12 protein-coding genes and 10 pseudogenes are annotated in these 17,883 nt (G+C 57.7%); 10 read left to right on the top strand and 12 right to left on the bottom strand.

Annotated elements, in window-relative coordinates; genetic code table 11:
• Positions 1 to 751: 751 nt before the first annotated feature.
• Positions 752 to 1,297, bottom strand: coding sequence for a VOC family protein (locus NKI25_RS32240; protein ID WP_352508242.1), 546 nt, complete (start codon positions 1,295 to 1,297; stop codon positions 752 to 754).
• A 242-nt stretch (positions 1,298 to 1,539) separates the two neighbouring features.
• A pseudogene (locus tag NKI25_RS32235) lies at positions 1,540 to 1,895 on the bottom strand (Tn3 family transposase); the annotation flags it as partial.
• A gap of 78 nt (positions 1,896 to 1,973) precedes the next feature.
• Here NKI25_RS32235 and NKI25_RS32230 point away from each other — a divergent pair.
• From NKI25_RS32230 to tnpC, 3 genes are all read left to right on the top strand, one after another.
• Positions 1,974 to 2,360 carry a transposase gene (locus NKI25_RS32230; protein WP_352611277.1) on the top strand — a complete coding sequence of 129 codons (387 nt, stop codon included), beginning with the start codon at positions 1,974 to 1,976 and terminating at the stop codon, positions 2,358 to 2,360.
• The gene (tnpB, locus tag NKI25_RS32225; protein WP_258597190.1) at positions 2,357 to 2,701 is read left to right on the top strand and encodes an IS66 family insertion sequence element accessory protein TnpB; all 345 of its coding nucleotides are present in this window, start codon (positions 2,357 to 2,359) and stop codon (positions 2,699 to 2,701) included. Before NKI25_RS32230 ends, tnpB begins: the two co-directional genes overlap by 4 nt.
• A 76-nt stretch (positions 2,702 to 2,777) precedes the next feature.
• Positions 2,778 to 4,418: an IS66 family transposase gene (gene tnpC / locus NKI25_RS32220; RefSeq protein WP_353000450.1), complete on the top strand. Its 1,641-nt coding sequence runs from the start codon at positions 2,778 to 2,780 to the stop codon at positions 4,416 to 4,418.
• 10 nt (positions 4,419 to 4,428) lie between these two features.
• Here tnpC and NKI25_RS32215 read toward each other — a convergent pair.
• A pseudogene (locus NKI25_RS32215) lies at positions 4,429 to 4,578 on the bottom strand (Tn3 family transposase); the annotation flags it as partial.
• Between the two features lie 50 nt (positions 4,579 to 4,628).
• Between NKI25_RS32215 and NKI25_RS32210 the strand changes: the two are divergent.
• Positions 4,629 to 5,234 (top strand): annotated as a pseudogene (locus NKI25_RS32210) (transposase family protein); the annotation flags it as partial.
• A pseudogene (locus tag NKI25_RS36600) lies at positions 5,216 to 5,436 on the top strand (hypothetical protein). The pseudogenes NKI25_RS32210 and NKI25_RS36600, both read left to right, overlap by 19 nt.
• Positions 5,437 to 5,729: 293 nt before the next feature.
• On the opposite strand, the gene NKI25_RS32205 reads toward NKI25_RS36600, so the two are convergent.
• The gene (locus NKI25_RS32205) at positions 5,730 to 6,761 is read right to left on the bottom strand and encodes an IS110 family RNA-guided transposase (RefSeq protein ID WP_352508243.1); all 1,032 of its coding nucleotides are present in this window, start codon (positions 6,759 to 6,761) and stop codon (positions 5,730 to 5,732) included.
• Between the two features lie 132 nt (positions 6,762 to 6,893).
• Between NKI25_RS32205 and NKI25_RS32200 the strand changes: the two are divergent.
• Positions 6,894 to 7,436: pseudogene (locus NKI25_RS32200) on the top strand (sigma-54-dependent Fis family transcriptional regulator); the annotation flags it as partial.
• A gap of 184 nt (positions 7,437 to 7,620) precedes the next feature.
• Here NKI25_RS32200 and NKI25_RS32195 read toward each other — a convergent pair.
• From NKI25_RS32195 to NKI25_RS32180, 4 pseudogenes are all read right to left on the bottom strand, one after another.
• A pseudogene (locus NKI25_RS32195) lies at positions 7,621 to 7,896 on the bottom strand (PhzF family phenazine biosynthesis protein); the annotation flags it as partial.
• 309 nt (positions 7,897 to 8,205) lie between these two features.
• Positions 8,206 to 9,250 (bottom strand): annotated as a pseudogene (locus tag NKI25_RS32190) (MFS transporter).
• A 60-nt stretch (positions 9,251 to 9,310) separates the two neighbouring features.
• Positions 9,311 to 9,562: pseudogene (locus tag NKI25_RS32185) on the bottom strand (hypothetical protein); the annotation flags it as partial.
• Positions 9,563 to 9,567: 5 nt separating this feature from the next.
• Positions 9,568 to 9,744 (bottom strand): annotated as a pseudogene (locus NKI25_RS32180) (transposase); the annotation flags it as partial.
• 400 nt (positions 9,745 to 10,144) lie between these two features.
• Here NKI25_RS32180 and groES point away from each other — a divergent pair.
• The 4 genes and pseudogenes from groES to NKI25_RS32160 form a co-directional block, all read left to right on the top strand.
• On the top strand, positions 10,145 to 10,441 hold the full coding sequence (gene groES, locus NKI25_RS32175; protein ID WP_352517372.1) for a co-chaperone GroES: 297 nt from the start codon (positions 10,145 to 10,147) through the stop codon (positions 10,439 to 10,441).
• A 64-nt stretch (positions 10,442 to 10,505) separates the two neighbouring features.
• Entirely contained in the window at positions 10,506 to 12,161 is a 1,656-nt protein-coding gene (gene groL / locus NKI25_RS32170) for a chaperonin GroEL (RefSeq protein ID WP_353000447.1), read from the top strand.
• A gap of 135 nt (positions 12,162 to 12,296) precedes the next feature.
• On the top strand, positions 12,297 to 12,632 hold the full coding sequence (locus tag NKI25_RS32165; RefSeq protein WP_352872704.1) for a hypothetical protein: 336 nt from the start codon (positions 12,297 to 12,299) through the stop codon (positions 12,630 to 12,632).
• A 79-nt stretch (positions 12,633 to 12,711) separates the two neighbouring features.
• Positions 12,712 to 12,888, top strand: a pseudogene (locus NKI25_RS32160) (transposase); the annotation flags it as partial.
• A 192-nt stretch (positions 12,889 to 13,080) separates the two neighbouring features.
• On the opposite strand, the gene NKI25_RS32155 reads toward NKI25_RS32160, so the two are convergent.
• Genes NKI25_RS32155 through NKI25_RS32140 form a run of 4 tightly spaced genes read right to left on the bottom strand, consistent with a single transcriptional unit; the run spans position 13,081 to position 17,693 of the window.
• Complete coding sequence (locus tag NKI25_RS32155; RefSeq protein ID WP_352874970.1) at positions 13,081 to 14,190, bottom strand: OmpA family protein; 1,110 nt, start codon at positions 14,188 to 14,190, stop codon at positions 13,081 to 13,083.
• Complete coding sequence (locus NKI25_RS32150) at positions 14,187 to 15,413, bottom strand: hypothetical protein (protein ID WP_353000445.1); 1,227 nt, start codon at positions 15,411 to 15,413, stop codon at positions 14,187 to 14,189. Before NKI25_RS32150 ends, NKI25_RS32155 begins: the two co-directional genes overlap by 4 nt.
• Positions 15,413 to 16,228 carry a hypothetical protein gene (locus NKI25_RS32145; RefSeq protein WP_353000444.1) on the bottom strand — a complete coding sequence of 272 codons (816 nt, stop codon included), beginning with the start codon at positions 16,226 to 16,228 and terminating at the stop codon, positions 15,413 to 15,415. The genes NKI25_RS32150 and NKI25_RS32145 overlap by 1 nt, the downstream gene beginning before the upstream one ends.
• Complete coding sequence (locus NKI25_RS32140; protein WP_353000442.1) at positions 16,221 to 17,693, bottom strand: hypothetical protein; 1,473 nt, start codon at positions 17,691 to 17,693, stop codon at positions 16,221 to 16,223. The genes NKI25_RS32145 and NKI25_RS32140 overlap by 8 nt, the downstream gene beginning before the upstream one ends.
• Positions 17,694 to 17,883: the final 190 nt, after the last annotated feature.

The raw sequence follows: 17,883 nt of genomic DNA, 5'->3' as shown, positions 1-17,883 counted from the left end.
GATCCAACATCGAACCCTGCGTAGGACTATCGGCGAGCTGAGGACCACACCAGTCTCAGAGCGACGACATCATTGAGGCCCAAAGGCTCACGCATTTTCACGGTTTATTCGCCAGAATGATCAAGCTGATCAAAAAGCACCCATCGTTTGATTGATGAATCCATGCTGCGCGCCTGAGTGCATGTCTTCGAAGCTGAGCCGCCTCTCAAAGCGAGAGGACTCGCACCCTATGAAGCTGGCAACCTGCGTCCACGCACACCTAGAGCTGACTGGATTTTTCTCCTCAACCGCGACCCAGATACACATGTCCACGCAAGTGCCGTGCCAAAGGAAAAATCGTGCCGAAACAATTACGTGGCGCTACTAAGATGACTAGTGTCCGACATTGTCGGACATTGGACGTAAGCATCTGAGGAAGGTTCGAGTTTGTCGCGCGCGGGCGGGTTGTCGGACAGGACGATGCCAGGATCAGGCCAGAAAGCTCTAAAGGTGATACCGTGGCGATCCGGGCGGTGGAGGTACGCTGATCGAAGTCCTCGCCGATTGCTCAACCCGCGCCCACGGCGTAACAGGTCGGGGATCGCCGCTGAATGAAAGTTCAGTGGCAGCTCACCGTGCCCGGCGCAGATCAGGTGACGCTTTCCTTTCGTCCAGTTGGAATGCCACCTTCGATCAGTCTTGCGGGACCCTGGTAGGCCGGCGGGCGCGCCTGAAGTCGGATCGCGAAACCCGGGGGGCCACACCTCTTTGATCAGTATTTTCCCGACTGCTCAAGCTGCTCGAAAAGCTCTTGTACGTTGTCTTCAAGAAATGCTTCCTCTCCGTTCCGATGGATGAGTTCAAAACTTATCCCCGTATTAGCGCATCGAGAAGAGAATGCTTGTGTTAGGCCAGGTCCTTCAATAATAGTCGTGTCGAACGACAATCCCCGCGCTCTAAGCGTATTGACCGCCGCCGACACATCGTCGACAGATAATGCAACATGAGCTAGACCAACCCCGTAGTTTTGGACAAGTTGAGACACCTGCGACTCTGGCTCTGTGCCTTGGCAAAGCACAAAGCACATGTCGTTCCGAACCATGTCCGCACACACCATCCCAGTCTTCTTACCTTTTATATGCAATCGCCGCCTAAGCTTAAAACCAAGGACATCTTGAAACAGGTCGATAGCGTCGTCTAGTTTATGAACCGCCAAAGCTATGTGATCAATGCCATGAAATCGAGGATTATGATGGCCATTTGCTTCGATAGATTCTTTCAGAGAGCCATCCGACGGCGAACCCACGGGATAAGTCATTTTTTGAGTCCTTCTGTTTAGGTGGACGCAGCCAATTTAACGATCGAGCCATAAGCTGTTAACAGCCTGATTACACATGAGTAGCCTCGCAGACCGGAATGGTCCGTTTTTGTGTGGTCATGGACAATTTCTGCTCAGTGTGAGCGCGTTTGTCGATGACTTGCATTTAACATGCCAAGCGGAAAAATCATTTCGGAGCAACAGAATGGGGGCAGAACAAGAGCAGTGCGAAATCTCGTACGCTAACGGGGAACAGAGCGTGAACTATGCCATAGTGCGGAAACCGGCGCATACGATCCCTGTGGACTCATGGCTCGCCGGGTTGGGGTCGGTAGCCTAAGGGTTCGAAAGCCTTCGGGCATCTGATGCTCGGTGTCCCAGGTGTAGATGCCTGTCAGGTTGATATGTTCCCAACTCAGCGCGAGATATGCATCAACAGCTATCTGGAATGTTTCGCCCCCCTCGTTTCAACTGTGTGGCCCGCGCGGTCGAGATAGACCGTGTTCCAGTGTACGATCGCGCTGACGACGAGGTTGAGTCCGGATGCGCGGAACGCCTGGCTCTCGAACGAACGATCGCGAATTTCGCCTCGCTCATGGGTAAGCGCGTAGGCATCCCCACGTAGCGTGCAGGCGGTTGATCGCTCATTTTCAGCATGAATCATGCGGAGAATCCCGTGAGCGACAGTATGAGCCATCATCGAACATTCGAGATTTTGACGGCGGAGCCTGTGCCGTCCCGACGCAAGCCGCGCCATCGGTCGGACGAAGAGAAGGCACGGCTTGTCGCCGAAGCCTTCTCGCCAGGGGGTAATGTGTCGGCAGTTGCGCGTTCCGAGGGGCTGGACCCCTCGCAGCTCTATGCATGGCGCCGCAAGGCGCTTTCGTCGGGCATGGTTGCGCCACTGACGGAGGGAGCGAGCAAGCCGGCGAAGTTCACGCGCTTTGAAGCGATGGGCAGCGACATGGTGGAAATCGTCATTGGCGATGCCGTGGTGCGCGCCGGCGGCGATGTTGATCCCGATCGCCTGGCGAGGATCATCCGCGCGGTTCGCAAGGCATGATCGCTTCCGGTGTGGTGGTTTACGTGTCGTGCCAGCCTGTCGACTTCCGCAAGGGCGCGGCATCTTTGATGGCGCTGGTCAGGGATGGCGGCCTGGACCCGTTCTCGGGGGCGCTTCACGTGTTCCGCTCGAAGCGTGCGGACCGGGTTCGCATCGTGTGGTGGGACGGCAGCGGGGTTTGTCTTTATTCGAAGACTCTGGAAGATCACAGCTTCTGCTGGTCTGCGATATCGGCCGCGCGCATGCGTCTCGACCACGCCCAGCTGATGGCGCTTCTGGCCGGGTTAGACTGGAAAAAGATCCGTCCGGCCAGGATCAGGCGGCCGTTATCGACGGGCTGAAACCGGCCTGCGGCAAGATGAATCATGCGGCTGGAACGGTTGGGAAAGCGGCTGTTTTTGTGCTCTGTTGCTTGCCATGGTTCTACCGGATCTTGCCCTTCCCGACGACGTTGATGCGCTGAAGGCTATGATCCTTTCCATGGCTCGCGAGCAGGCTGCGAGCCAGGCCCGGATCGCAGTCGCCGAAGCTCGGATCGCAGCATCCGAGGCGGAGGTCGCCCGGCTGAAGGCCGTCGAGAGGAGCGCCAACGAGCGGATCGCCAATCTCACGTCGATCCTGAAAGTTTTACAGCGCACGCAACATGGCACGCGTTCCGAGCGGCTACGCCTGGCCATCGACGACGAGCAGGCCTCCTTTGCCTTCGAAGAGGTCGAGACCGGCCTTTCGGAAATCCGGAGCGAACTCGACCGCGCGGTCGGGAATAAGCCGAAGCGCGCGCCGCGTCCGCGCAAGGGTTTTGCTGCCCACCTCGAACGCATCGAGGAAGTTATCGAGCCGGAAATCCCTGGCGACTGCGAGGGGCTGGAAAAGGTTCTGATCGGCGAGGACCGATCCGAGCGGCTGGACGTCGTGCCGCCGAAGTTCCGGGTCATCGTCACGCGCCGTCCCAAATACGCTTTCCGGGGCCGTGACGGCGTGGTCCAGGCTCTGGCGTCGGCGCACATCGTTGAAAGCGGCCTGCCGACGGAGCGGCTGCTCGCCTACATCGCCGTGTCGAAATACGCCGACGGCCTTCCGCTTTACCGGCAGGAGACGATCTATCTGCGCGACGGTGTCGAGATCAGCCGGTCGCTGATGGCGCAGTGGATGGGGCATCTGGGCTTTGAGTTGCAGATGCTCGCCGATTACATCCTCGAGCGTGTGAAGGAGGGCGAAAGGGTCTTCGCCGACGAGACGACCTTGCCCACCCTTGCCCCCGGTTCCGGGAAAACCACGAAAGCCTGGCTATGGGCCTACGCACGGGATGATCGACCCTATGGCGGAACCAGTCCGCCAATGGTTGCCTATCGTTTTGAGGACAGCAGAGGCGCAGATTGCGTGGCGCGCCACCTCGCCGGGTTCAGCGGTATCCTGCAAGTGGATGGCTACTCGGCCTATACCAACCTGGTCAAGGCACGGGCCAAAGCCGGCAGCAATGAAACAATCCGGCTCGCCGGGTGCTGGGCTCACCTGCGGCGCAAATTCTACGACCTGCACATCAGCGGGATCTCGCAGGCCGCGACGGATTCGATCATCGCCATGACCGAATTGTGGAAGGTCGAGGACGAGGTTCGCGGCAAGGATGCCGGAAGCCGCGCCGCGCTCCGTCAGGAAAAGTCCGTGGCCATTGTCGCGAGCCTCTTCGATCTATGGGAAGCGGAACTGGGGAAGGTCTCCGGAAAATCCAAAACCGCCGAGGCGATCCGCTACGCGCTCACCCGGCGGGAGGCGCTGGAACGCTTTCTGATGGACGGTCGCATCGAAATCGACTCCAATATCGTCGAGCGTGCAATCAGGCCCCAGACGATCACGCGAAAGAATAGTCTATTCGCCGGCAGCCAAGGCGGTGGACGAACCTGGGCGACGGTAGCCACCTTGCTGCAAACCTGCAAGATGAACAGCGTCGATCCGCTCGACTGGCTCTCGCAGACCTTGACCCGCATCGCTCAAGGATGGGCGGCATCCGAGATCGAAATGCTCATGCCTTGGAACTTTAGGCCTGACGTTATCGGCTGACCGCTTACGCATGGAAGAACACGGCGCGCTTGAGCTTGTGTGCTGCTTCGCCCTTGTTGAGGCCGGCTTGGCAGCGTGCCGGGCTTGAGTACCATTCAATCATGAATATGGATCGCTCGATCCTGCACAGTTCCCGCAGCGCCCTTGCGAGTTGGCTCTCACTTTGTGTGGTTCATCGGCTGTTAGCGGCAAGATCGCTAATGGGCGGGCATGCGAACGAAATCAAAATGGTCGCCCGGCCCATGGGTCAAAGTTCTGGGCGTCGAGCTCACTGATGATGACAGTTGGGTTGTTTCCGCTGCCGGACCAGCGATCGGCATTTGCCCCGATTGCGGACGGCGAAGCCGAAATCGGCATGGGTGGTCCAGCCGCAGCCTTCAGGACCTTCCGGTCCAGGGTAAGGCTGTGACGGTGAGGCTCCTGCTGAGCCGCTGGCGATGCGCACATGAGAAATGTGAATGACAAACGTTCACCGACCGACTGCCGACGGTTGCTTCCCCTTATGCGCGCCGGACGACAAGGGTCGTGGAGATTGTCGGCCTGCTCGGCCATAGCACGGGCGGCCGTCCTGGCGAGCGCCTCATGCAACGGCTCGGCATGCCGGTCAGCGACGACACCATCCTGCGGCAACTGAAGCGTGATGCCGCGGTTGCTCACTGCGCCTCCGAGATCCGGGTGGTTGGCATCGATGACTGGAGCTGGCGACGCGCGACACGATACGGGACCATCATGGTCGATCTCGAGCGTCGCTCGGTTGTCGACATTCTGGACGACCCCAGCGTCGATAATGCAGCCAGGTGGCTGCGGAACCATCCCTTCTCGCAGAGCAATTCGGATTGGCCCCTTCGGACTTCGGACGCGAGTTCCGCACCGGAAGCGAACGGTTCCGGATCACGGCATCGATCCAAAGCGGCCACGCTACTCGATCTCCGCTGAGCGAATTCCCGACCGCAGAGGATTCAAATTTGCCCCCGAAAATGTCGCCATGCTCCTCCAACCCGAGGAGAGCAAGCCGTGAAGTTCTCCGATTGTTCCGCAAGTTGGCCAAAATCGCATATGTGGAACGGCCCGCTTGGCAAGATATTTCCTCATGTATTTCCCAAATATGGACGGTGCAGTCATATGTCCGGCCTGTTTTCTGGCAGCCACGGTCACGATGAGATCCGCGGAGCAAATCGCCTAATCAGCTTCTCGCGCTGTAACGCGCCTGCGATTTTGCGGTCTGATTTGCTTCGGGATGTCGTCCCGTTGGGTCATCACAATTGGCACCTTGCCTGCCTCTCCGACCGACTGGCCAGAAAGCTCTAAAACCTAAGCTTGGGCGATCATCTTCGCTCCTCTATAGTTATCGCCGTGAACGAGAAGAGCCCAGATGATGCGCGCGATCTTGTTTGCGAGAGCGACCGCGACAACCTTGAACGGGCGGCGCAATATCATCGCCGCTATCCATGGTGATGCCTGGAGGCCACGACGGGCGAGCTTGAGGACCGACGTTGCTCCAGCGACAAGCAGCGTGCGCAATTGCTGGTTTCCGCGCTTTGAGATCGAACCGATCCGTTCTTTTCCTCCGCTGGAATGTGCGCGTGGTGTCAACCCAATCCAGGCAGCAAAGTCCCGACCGGTTTTAAAGCCGGCAGGATCAGGGACTACTGCCCGGACGGTCGCCGCAATGATCGGACCCACGCCGGGAATCGCCGTCAAGCGTCGGGCGTTGTCATCTTTTCTTATAGCCTCAAGGATTTTTCGATCGAGCCTTTCAATGCGTGCCGTCACGGTCTCGATTTGCTCAACGAGCTCTTCCAAAGCCATTCGCGCTGCACCCGGCAATCTCAGGTCACTGTCGTCGCGTACTATGGCGGCAAGGCGGACGATTCCGACCAGACCGGTCGCCCTGACAATGCCCAGTTCGGCAAGATGAGCTCTCAGGGCATTGATTGTTTGAGTGCGCTGGCGGATAAGCAAATCTCGCGCTTTGAGCACCATTCCGGCAGCCTGCTCGTCCTGTGTTTTTACCGGAACATAGCGCATGGTCGGCCGCGTGACTGCCTCGCAGATAGCTTCAGCGTCTGCAGCATCGGTTTTGTTGCGTTTGAGGTAGGCCTTCACGTATGCGGGTGGCATCATCCGAACCGTATGACCCAGGGCCTGAATTTCCCGAGCCCAATAATGCGCGCTGCCACAAGCTTCCATACCCACGAGGCAAGGCTGCAACTTGCGAAAGAAGTCCAGAACCTGCGACCGACGCAGTGTACGGCGTACAATCACGGGTCCTTCTTCGGCTATGCCATGAACTTGAAAAACGGATTTGGCCAGATCAAGCCCGACTGTGGTAATCTTCTCCATGGAGCGGTCCTTCCTTTTTGTGGCGTTTCAACACGACCACGTTAGGCATTCGATGCCGTTTGAGAAGGGCCGTTCCACCTCATCAGCTTCGGGCCGAGTAGGCCTTGTCTGGGAGGAGGACGCGTGGCTGGCCCAGCCCGGCCGGCGGAAGCCTATATCGTTCCCGAAACACAGCTTCGCGAACATCGCGAGCAGTCCGAAAGACTGATCGCGATCGCCCGTAGCGGCCTGGAAACGCTTTTCAAGCAGGTGGCGGGCCAGAACTATGTATTGTATTGCTCCTGGCAAACGCAAAGGGCGTAACCGTCGACTTCCTCGGCGATCCGCTCTTCATGGACAATTGCGCTCGGCGGGGCTCTATCTCGGCTCCGAGTGGTCGGAAAGCCGCACCGGAACATGCGGCGTCGGCTCCTGCATCAGCACCGGCGAGGCGATGACCATCCATCAGACTGGCCATTTCGATACGACCCATACGCCGCTCTCCTGCACTGCCGCGCCGATCTTCGACACCAATGGCGGATTGGCTGCCGTGCTGGACATTTCCCTGCTTCGCTCCCCGCAACCGAAGGTCAGCCAGAACCTGGCGCTGCATCTGGTGACGGCCTCCGCGCGAAGCATCGAGCTTGCAATCTGATGGCGCAGACGCACTCCGATTGGGTGCTGCGCTTTTCCCGTCCCGTGCGCCGCAACACCCGGATCGAGGCGTTGGCGGCGATGCATTTGGCCGCGTATGTCGAGACACAACGATGCACCCCTGCTCTCGGCGACCAGGTCCTCGGCTGTCTTCAGCTGGCGAACACCGTCCCATACGATGCCTACATGAACCAGCCGGCTTTCTCCTCGGACACAAACTCTTCCCCTTGGCGCCGTTGCCCGCACCGGCCAGCACGAAAGCCCCGCTGATAGTCGGATGACCCGCAAACGGCACCTCCAGCGTCGGCGTGAAGATACGCACCTGAGCCGTGTGGTGCGCATCGGCCGGCTGCAAGACAAAGCTCGTCTCGGAGGAGTTGAACTCCGGTGCAACCGCCTGCATCTGATCAGTTGTCAAGTTGTCCGAACCGAGCACCACTGCTAGCGGATTGCCGCCGAACCGCGTTCGCGTGAAAACATCAACGATTTGATAGGTCAGCAACAAGGGCCTCTCCCACAGCCTTTGTGTGGTACGAGCGGCATTGGCTTAAGCCAGTCAAATCAGACATTTCGCCGACAAAGCAGGCCCCGTCGAACGCGCACCATTTCAACACGAACTCAAATACTGGGAAGCTCGCGGTTATGGCCCTGCCTCGCTTCAGCGAGGTCGGCCCAACAGGGCAGGTTCGAGATGAGCCCGCCAGCAACGCTCGAGATCAAACGTTAGTGCGTGTCACGCTCACTGGCGCGCGTTCAGGCCAAAGCCCAGGGGTGATCGCGTCTGTTCATCGGCTAACAGCTCATCACGACGTCACCTCGGAGGACGAGAAAAGACTGTTGAGCGGGTACGAGCTGCCTCGGTCGTTCGTTCGATCGAAAGCACTGTGTGCGGAGGAAGTTCGCCATCATGCAGCGCGAGAAGATGTTCGTCTGCTTCCTTATCCGCGGCCGTGAGCCGATGGTTCAGACGCAGAAAGTCCATCCAGGTGGGCGTGCGGAATGTCTCTGTCCAAACCGAAGGCGTTTGAAGGTTTCGTTGGAGCGTCCAGTTTCGTGCGCCGGCACGGCTAAGAGCGTGCCGCTTTGTGCGCATGCAGCCGAGAAAGGCGTCGATATTCTTCTCGGATATGAAATAGTCGACCTTGGCAACGATCGGGCCACTCCTTGGCTTCAGATCGAGCGCCAGCTCCGGGGCGGGAAAATCCGAACTTTCCTGATCCGTTTCTTCCCATGGACGTATCGGCAACAGTATCCCCGCTGCTGCAACCAGCAACAGAGCCCCCGCGGCACCCTCCAAAGCCCAGGTCAAGGAGTAGTTCTGCGCGACGGACCCCCAGATCCAGCTGCCGGCGGCCATACCGCCAGCGCTCAAGGCGTAGTAGATCGAGAGCGTGCGGCCGACTACCCACCTTGGGCTTGCCAACTGCACCGACACGTCAATGCCCGTCCAGGTGATCAGCCAACCCGCGCCCCCGAGCGCCATAAAAATTGCTGCCACAGCAACCGACGAGGTCAGTGCCAGTGAAAGGCAACATGCTGCGCAAGCGACAGAGGCGAACGCCACCAGCCTGTTTTGAGACGTGATCCGCCTCAGGAAGCCGTTGGCGGCTGAAGTTGTCGGCGATGGCTCCCGCGAGGATTGAGAGGAAGAATACCGGCAATGTGGATGCGGCCTGCACGAGTGCAACCATCAGGTCGGAAGCCGAAATGGTGACCATCAGCCAACTGATGGCAACCGTTTGCACGAGCCACCCCAAGCTGGAGATTTGTGTGGCCGTCCAGATCGAGCGAAATGCCTGGTTCCGAAGCGGGGCAAGCGTCGTTGGAGCGGACGGATGAGGATCTTCGTGCTGCACGTTTTTTTACCTTCGACGAGCCGCTTGTTTAACACGGCTGCCACCACTGCCGTTTTGTCTTTACGATGTTGTGTAATCGGTCAGTACTTCGAGGGTATGACCCAGCACCCGCTTCCGCATGCTCTAAGTTCATCCTTGGGCCGGCATATCGGTTTAAGATGACGCGCTCAATCCCGAGTTCTTAGCAGAGATCGGGGTCGGAAGTGTCGCATTGAGCCACATAGCAGACTGCGCGGGGCGAATATCCGTCTTGGTGAGCGCGAATTTCCTGCCTCCTTTGCGGCCGCGCGCCCCGGCTGCGGCGTGTCCGGCCAACCTCGCCAGTTGAAGTAGGTCGTCTGGCTGATTCCCGCCCGCCGACAGATCTCCGCGACAGGAATCCCGTCCGCTCCCTACTTCAAAATAAACGCCTTCTGCGCGTCCGAAAACTTCGATGCCTTCTCCGCTCCTCCCCGCCAAGGGACGCTACCGCGGAAAGCTCCACTTTCGAACAGTCCAGTTTTCAGGGGTCAGAGCAGCATGATCTGCTTCCTGATGCGCGCCGACCCGGAGGATATCCGCGCGGCGCTCTTCGCCGAAAAGTCACTGGGCGAACTGCCATTCAGGCCCTTCTCCTCCGGCCACACCAGGCAGGCGCCGCTGCCGGAGATGGTCTTGAGCCGGAGGGGACGAGCGAGTGGCAGCAAAGATGCAGAAAGAGCTTACTCCTCACGTGAAGGAGCCCGGTGCTTCCGCGCCGTTCTAAAATCTTGCTCTTCGCCCGTCCCTCTTCCGTCTTGACTAGCAGGAGCCTACGGCCTATCTCACTGCCGCGTTAGCACTCGCTTCTGGTGAGTGCTAACCACGCTCCGGCAACGGAGAACCGTTCAACATCCGCACCAGGGAAATCCAAAAATGGCAAAGTCGAATTTCCGGCCGCTGCATGACCGCGTGGTCGTTCGCCGCGTCGAGTCCGAAGCGAAGACCGCCGGCGGGATCATCATCCCCGATACGGCGAAGGAAAAGCCGCAGGAAGGCGAGATCATCGCCGTCGGTTCCGGCGCCCGTGACGAAGCCGGCAAGCTCGTCCCGCTGGACGTCAAGGCCGGCGACCGCATCCTGTTCGGCAAGTGGTCGGGCACCGAAGTCAAGCTCAATGGCGAAGACCTTCTGATCATGAAGGAAGCCGATATCATGGGCGTCATCGGCTGACACGCCGCCGCCTTCATCCGCACCATCCAATCTGAATTTCGGGCGAAATGCCCAGGAGTAAAAAATGGCTGCCAAAGACGTAAAATTTTCTCGCGATGCCCGTGAGCGCATGCTGCGCGGCGTCAACATCCTCGCCGACGCCGTGAAGGTCACGCTCGGCCCCAAGGGCCGCAACGTCGTCATCGACAAGTCGTTCGGCGCACCGCGCATCACCAAGGACGGCGTCACCGTCGCCAAGGAAATCGAGCTTGAGGACAAGTTCGAGAACATGGGCGCGCAGATGGTCCGCGAAGTTGCTTCGAAGACCAACGACATCGCCGGCGACGGCACCACGACCGCGACCGTTCTGGCGCAGTCGATCGTCCAGGAAGGCCACAAGTCGGTTGCCGCCGGCATGAACCCGATGGACCTGAAGCGCGGCATCGATCTCGCGGTGAGCGACGTCGTCGCGACGCTGATCAAGAACGCCAAGAAGATCAAGACCTCGGAAGAGGTTGCCCAGGTCGGCACCATCGCCGGCAATGGCGATGCTTCGGTCGGCTCGATGATCGCGGAAGCGATGCAGAAGGTCGGCAATGAGGGCGTCATCACGGTCGAGGAAGCAAAGACCGCCGAAACCGAGCTCGAAGTCGTCGAAGGCATGCAGTTCGACCGCGGCTATCTCTCGCCCTACTTCGTCACCAACGCCGAGAAGATGGTTGCGGATCTGGAAGACGCCTACATTCTTCTCCACGAGAAGAAGCTCTCCAACCTGCAGGCCATCCTGCCGATCCTCGAGGCTGTCGTGCAGACCTCGAAGCCGCTGGTCATCATCTCGGAAGACGTCGAAGGCGAGGCCCTGGCCACGCTGGTCGTCAACAAGCTGCGTGGCGGCCTGAAGATCGCTGCCGTCAAGGCGCCGGGCTTCGGCGATCGCCGCAAGGCCATGCTGGAAGACATCGCCATCCTCACCGGTGGCCAGGTCATTTCCGAAGACCTCGGCATCAAGCTCGAGAATGTCGGCCTCAACATGCTCGGCCGCGCCAAGAAGGTGTCGATCTCCAAGGAGAACACCACCATCGTCGACGGCGCCGGCAAGAAGGAAGAGATCCAGGGCCGCGTCGCCCAGATCAAGCAGCAGATCGAAGAGACCACCTCGGACTACGACAAGGAGAAGCTGCAGGAACGTCTCGCCAAGCTGGCGGGCGGCGTTGCCGTCATCCGCGTCGGCGGTGCGACCGAGATCGAAGTCAAGGAAAAGAAGGACCGCGTCGATGACGCCCTGAACGCGACCCGTGCGGCCGTCGAAGAAGGCATCGTTCCCGGCGGCGGCGTCGCCCTGCTGCGCGCTTCGCTGGCCATCACCGTCACTGGCGCCAACTCCGACCAGACCGCCGGCATCAGCATCGTGCGTCGCGCGCTGCAGGCTCCGGCCCGTCAGATCGCGGCCAACGCCGGTGCGGAAGCATCGATCGTTGCCGGCAAGATCCTTGAGAACAAGGGCGCGACCTTCGGCTACAACGCCCAGACCGGCGAATATGGCGACATGATCGCCATGGGTATCGTCGATCCGGTCAAGGTCGTGCGCACGGCTCTCCAGGATGCGGCCTCGGTCGCCGGCCTCCTGGTCACCACCGAAGCCATGATCGCGGAGGCTCCGAAGAAGGAGTCGGCTGGCGGCGGCATGCCGGGCGGCATGGGCGGCGGCGGCATGGGCGGCATGGGCGGCATGGATTTCTAATCCAGCCAATTTCGCAAGCTTACGAAAGGGCGGCAAGCAATGCCGCCCTTTCTTCGTGCCCATTGCGCCGGTTGTCGGCGACCCGCAAGCCGGGGTATATGCCCGCCAAGGGTTGTGCTTATGTTTGGACGGATAATGCCTTTTTTCCTGGGGCTGGTTTTACTGTTGGGCAGCGGCTGCGCGCGCAGCGATGATGGTACGGTGGTTATTCCGAGATCGCTTGATGCCAGGCGATTCTTTGACAAAGAGCCGCCACCCCTGCAGCAGCCACAGATCGAAACCATCGTGTTTCCGGTTGCGCCACAGGAGCCGGAAAGGCTCGAACCGCGCCGTACGGCAAGTCACAAGACATCAAACAGACGTGCATCGCGGGTCGCAAGTCCTCCGCTCTCCTCTTCCGAGCCGCACAAGCTGCTTGTCTGCAAGAACGTCAGCGAGCCGGGCAAGCGGTACCGTATGGTTTGCGAATAGGGCACTTGGTTTGGCCAGCGTTCTACCCTCAGAGGGTCGCGGCGCCTGGCGCATCGTCTGGAGCGTCGCCGGCATCGTGGTTTATCGCAAGCTGCGCAACTTCCGAGCCGGCATCGAGGCCGACATCTCATGCCTCAAGCGCGCTTACGGCTTGGCGCGCTGCACGTGGCGCGGCCTTGACCACTTTAAGACCTACGTCTGGTCCTCGGTCGTGGCCTACAATCTCGTCCTCTTCACGCGCCTCAAGCCGACCTGATGCTGACCCCTCGGATTTGCGTCGCACCGGCAACAGCCGGCTCGTGGGCGTGCGCGGGTTCGCGCCCACAACACCTTTCCGACGAGACCGTCCCACGTCCTGCCCATACCGCTCAACGCCCATCAACGGCCACAAGCCATTGCAAATGCTCGCAAAAAGAAGCGTTTGTGGATTTTGTGGACGGAAACTAGCCTAGTGCAGAGCTTCCGGCGTCCCCCTCCGCCGGACGCGGATTTCAATCCGCCGGCGGGACTTATCGTCTTTTGACACCCACTGGGTTATCCGGTCCCCTGGAAGAATAAGTTGGGCTGCCGAATAGGGCAGCACCGTAGCGTTTTTCAATCCCGGTTGCCGCTGCAAGACTTGCGCGACAGCCACTGCCCGCGCGAGTCCCAGGCCCGCATTGTCACCGGGCCGAAGGGCCGCAACGTCAGCTTTGCCGCTTAGAACGGGGTTCAATTCGCGGTCCATGTTTGAGGGAACGCCCGCCAGGGGCTGCTCATCTGTGTGCCCGATCACCTCGATCAGATCTACGTCGTAGTCGTTCAGAAGCTTGGTAAGCTTCGTCGTGATGTTACCCTCGAGCTGTTCCTTGAGCTTTTTATCCAGTTGAGCGCTGCCCACATTGAAAGAGTAACCTTCGGCTTCGCTCAAATTTATTATCGGCGGCCATTGATGGGCTTTGGCTGTTTCAGGGGCGGCAGAATTCTTGTCTATCGCTTGCGCCAGCTGCTCTTTGACCTCGGCAGCTTCAAGCTTCGCGAATTGCTTTTCTTTCAAGACAACCAACGCCGGAGCCAACCTTTCCAGCTCCTGGCTCGTAATGCCTTCGGCCTTGAGCTTGTCAACTAGGACCAGATCTGTCTGCGCACTTTTGAGATCAGTCTCGGAAATTCCCTGCGCCTGCATCGCAATCACGGCTTTAACTTCCTCAACAAGGGCAAATAGCTGATCGCCGGATACGCCTTCACCTTTGTACTTTTGGACGAGCTTTCTCGCGAAGTTCAGTTCACTCCAGTTTTCGCTGATTTTGGTATTCCCGGCGGCTTGAGCCTGCAGTTCAACCAATTGAGCCCCAAACTCCTCGTTAGCCTCGATCAGCGCGTTTTCGTTCTGCTTGAGCAGTTGAACCTGATCGCTCATCTTTCTTAGCGCTTCCTCATTTTCCTTGCGTTGTTGGCTGATTATGGCAGCAGCGACAAGAAGAAGGCAAAAGACCAGCAAAAGCATCGATTCAGCCATCGTCAGGCCAAGGATCAAACCACGCCTGTAACCTTTTCGTTCAGAGGCGACGGCTGTCACGTAAACCAACCTCTTTTGGGCTCAGCGGGTTTCAAGGCAACTTCCTCCGAGCCTACCAGGACTTCTGCGTGTTCCGGCAAACCAGCTGTTGCCGATGTTGAATGCACCGAGCCGTTTATACGTACTGTTTCGATTGGCAGAGGTGGAGGCCTGTGGCCTGCCAGGTTCTGAACTAGATGCTGATAGTTGTTGTTGTGAATCAACATAACCCGGATCAGGCTCTCAGTAGAGTCTGCTGATCTTTCCAGGCCGGATAGGATTTGCTGGACAGGTCCAAAGGTTTCCCTGATCTGCTGGAATTGGCTTCTTTGCTCTTCCGCAGCCGCATCCATCCGCTTGATATGCTCACTGGTGATTTCCCCCACGCCTGTTAGAACCGAGCCCAATTCAATTTTAAGAACCTCTTCCGGAGTCTTCATAGCTTCAAGCTTCTTGCCCGTAAGCTCAATGGATTCAGCGAATTTCTTGATGGACTGTTCCAGCGTAGTGTGAAGTTTAGTGATGTTTTCCGACGATAAACCGACACGTTGGGTGTTGCTGGCAAATTGATCGTCGAAGAGTTTGGAATGCTTTTCCAGAACCTCCTGCAACCCGTTAGATGCCAGTTGTATCGGTCTCACGGATTCCTGACTCAGATTTTCCATGATTTTCAATATCTTTTGGCCGGTCATTTCGGCTTGCTTTGCGATCTCGTCAAACCCTTCCTGAAGCATCTGATTGCTGGCGCGCCGATAGCTGGCAAATTCCAACGCAGCAGTGTCCATCTCAGTTCTGAGTTTGCGGACCATATCGGCCATCTCATGCCGGGTGGTACGCTCAATATCGATGGGGTCACGCCTCATCTGGTTATATAGGATCCGCAGCAAAATCCCGAAAATGGTTGAGGCTACCGCTACGCCAAAGTTACGAACGATCGCATCAATGGAATCCACGGTATTAAACTGAAACAGCGATGCGCCCAGCGAGGTAAGCGTGAACAAGAAACCCATATAGTAAAGGTTGTCGCCCGCCTGTTCATCATGGATGTGCAGTATCTTCGCGGCCATGTTCACAATCCAGTAAGCGACCATGAGGGCTATGGGGACTCCAGTCACGATGAATGGTGACAAGCCAAGGTATTTTGAGAAGCAGATAAAGGCGCATCCGATAAAGGTGAAGAAGCCGAAGACAACTATCGGACCCTTTTGTTCCAAAAACTCGCGCGTGGAAAACCGGGCAACCATCAGTTCATTCCTTCCAGACGAACGGTGGCTACGTTACGAACGCCCCGTTCGCTAAACCATTTGGCCCAGAATCTAACGTGTTCGAGAGGATTGAATTTCACTCCGCTGCGCTCAAAGTACAAGATCGTGACATCTACATCGTCCAAATTCGTCCGGAACTCCCGCTTTGCTGCTGACTTGTCAAACACGGCATAATCGATTCCGGAGGAATACTGTGAATAGAACTTCGTGTGTTCAATCATGTCGGACGCGATTACCAGCGTTTTCGGGATATCCGCGACGTCTTTGCGATCAAACAGGTCAACTTTCACGCGCTGAATACCGGCCATGATCGGTGACTGGGTGCCGCTCGAGCCATTTCCGATATCGTCGGTCCTGATTTTCTGAAGAGGATCATCGAAGGCTTCTTTCCACCGCTTTTTTCTAAGTCCCGGATTGTCAGTCATCTCATCAACCTCCGAACCGTCCCCCGGATTGCACGCGGCAAACAACGGGGTGAGCTGGCTTTGGACATCGGTGAGGTTGTAGATTTCCATCAGACCACCGATAGGGAGCGACGACACGACTTTATCAAACTCGGTTTTGAGTTTGCTCTTCGTTATATCCGTGATCGGATCCGTTGTGTCCATCAGCACAACCGTTACGGCAATCGGACCCGTTTCAGGACACATTGTCGTCTTGTCCAATGGGACGTGGTCCGACGCTTTGATCTTGAGATAAGCAAACCCGCCGAGCAGGGCGACGATCAGAACCGCCAACCCCGCCGACGCCAATATCAATCCGGTATTGCCCTGTGATCTTCTTCTTCTAGCCATTCGTCGTTCCCGGGAACATGTCATCCAACTCGCGGTAGCGCCTGACGGCCGCAAGGAACTCCTTGTCTACCTGATGAATTTGATCGGTCAGGAACCCCTGAGCTTCCTTGATCGATGCGGCGAGTTCCTGATCGTTCCACTCTCCCGTTGAGCTCACCGAGACATTTACACGGGACAGATTGTAGCCACCTACAAAGGACCGCGGATCACCGTCAGTCCTGGCCTTACGATTCGCGGCGCGGTATGCGATCAAGAGAGCATTCGCCGCACGTTCCAACTGGTTTTGATGTTCGGCGAACAATGAGATCACCCGCTGTCTGTGGGATATGATCGCGTTGTGTTCTTTGCGCCTGTTGCTGAGACCCTTTATGATGTCCTCGACCTTAGAATTGTGATCGTCGCGGATCTCGGTCAACTCTTCAAGCAACTCTTCTTTTCGGAAGTTATAGTTCTCGAAGCGTCTCTGCAGATTTTTCTCGACGGATGTGTAGCCAGGGTAAGGATCGCTGAGGAGCCAGCCGTCTATAAGCGCAAGAATCGAACAAAGAATTCCGAAGGCAAAAAGCATCCACGAGTTGAGATCCTCTAGGCCTGCAGGAGCTGTCCACAGACGCTGCACTACTTCTCTGGTCGCCCCCGTCAGGAGAGTTCCGGAGACCTCGCGGTAATGGGCGAGCGCAATGTTCAGCAGCACCGCTCCCGCGATGTATGCGGCAATAACAATCAGCCCCAGTAATTTGACGCCGACCGACCGGTGAACGAGCAGGCGCAATCCGAAGAACGATGCCATTATCGATAGACTGAGATTGATCAACGAAAAAACAAACGCTTCTGAAATGCCGCCGACAATGCCTTGCTCGCTGCCCTTCGCAAGGAAGTTGCCGTTCAGGAACGTTTCAACCAAGAGGAGCAGTGCAAGGAAGAGATACTTAAAAGTGGTGTAGGCCGACCCCGATATCTTCGCCGGGCGGTCAATATTGTGCCGCTCGCGAAATTTGGATCTGTACCGGTGCGCTTCCTGCAGCTGCTCGCGCAGGACATGCAGATCATTGGCACCTTTGGTCGCCTCGACAACGAAGTCGGAGACGCTGCTGGCGTTGGCCTGCCGGATCATTCCGAACTGACCTTCGAAATCCAGGTTTGTCAGGCGGTCATGGAAAGTCTGCATCTGATCTTCGACGATCTGATGAGCTGTCTTTTTCTCCGACTCGATACGTTCGACAATTGCCAGTGCCACTTCATCAAACGTCTTCTGGGCTTTCGGCGGCAGATTCTGAGCTCCACGCTCGGCACCTTCCTTTTCCAGCTCCATCGTGTGAGTCAGTTTTTCGACGTCAAGTGTCGGAAACAGTTCTGAAGATGCGCGAAAGTCATGGCTGCTTTGGCGGGCGGTGTCCACCAACCGGTTCAATGCCTCAAAACGCAATTTGTCCCCCGAAATCCAACCTTGTTGGATCAAAGCCACCGCAAATCATCATAACCTTACGATCGAAATACGCAGCACCCCATAAGGTTTGGCCTATATAGAAGATCGGAAATTGTGGCAACCTGCAGTGATCTGATAACGCTGCGTAAAACGATAATCATTCGGGGGCTCGCACGCCGAAGCCAACCGCTGTCGATCGGAAAAGCCTCAGTGAGCGACAGCGATTTGT

Source organism: Mesorhizobium sp. M0808, assembly GCF_040320025.1.
Classification (GTDB): domain Bacteria; phylum Pseudomonadota; class Alphaproteobacteria; order Rhizobiales; family Rhizobiaceae; genus Mesorhizobium.
Note: the sequence above shows the minus strand (reverse complement) of the source record. Positions and strands in the feature narration are given on the sequence as shown.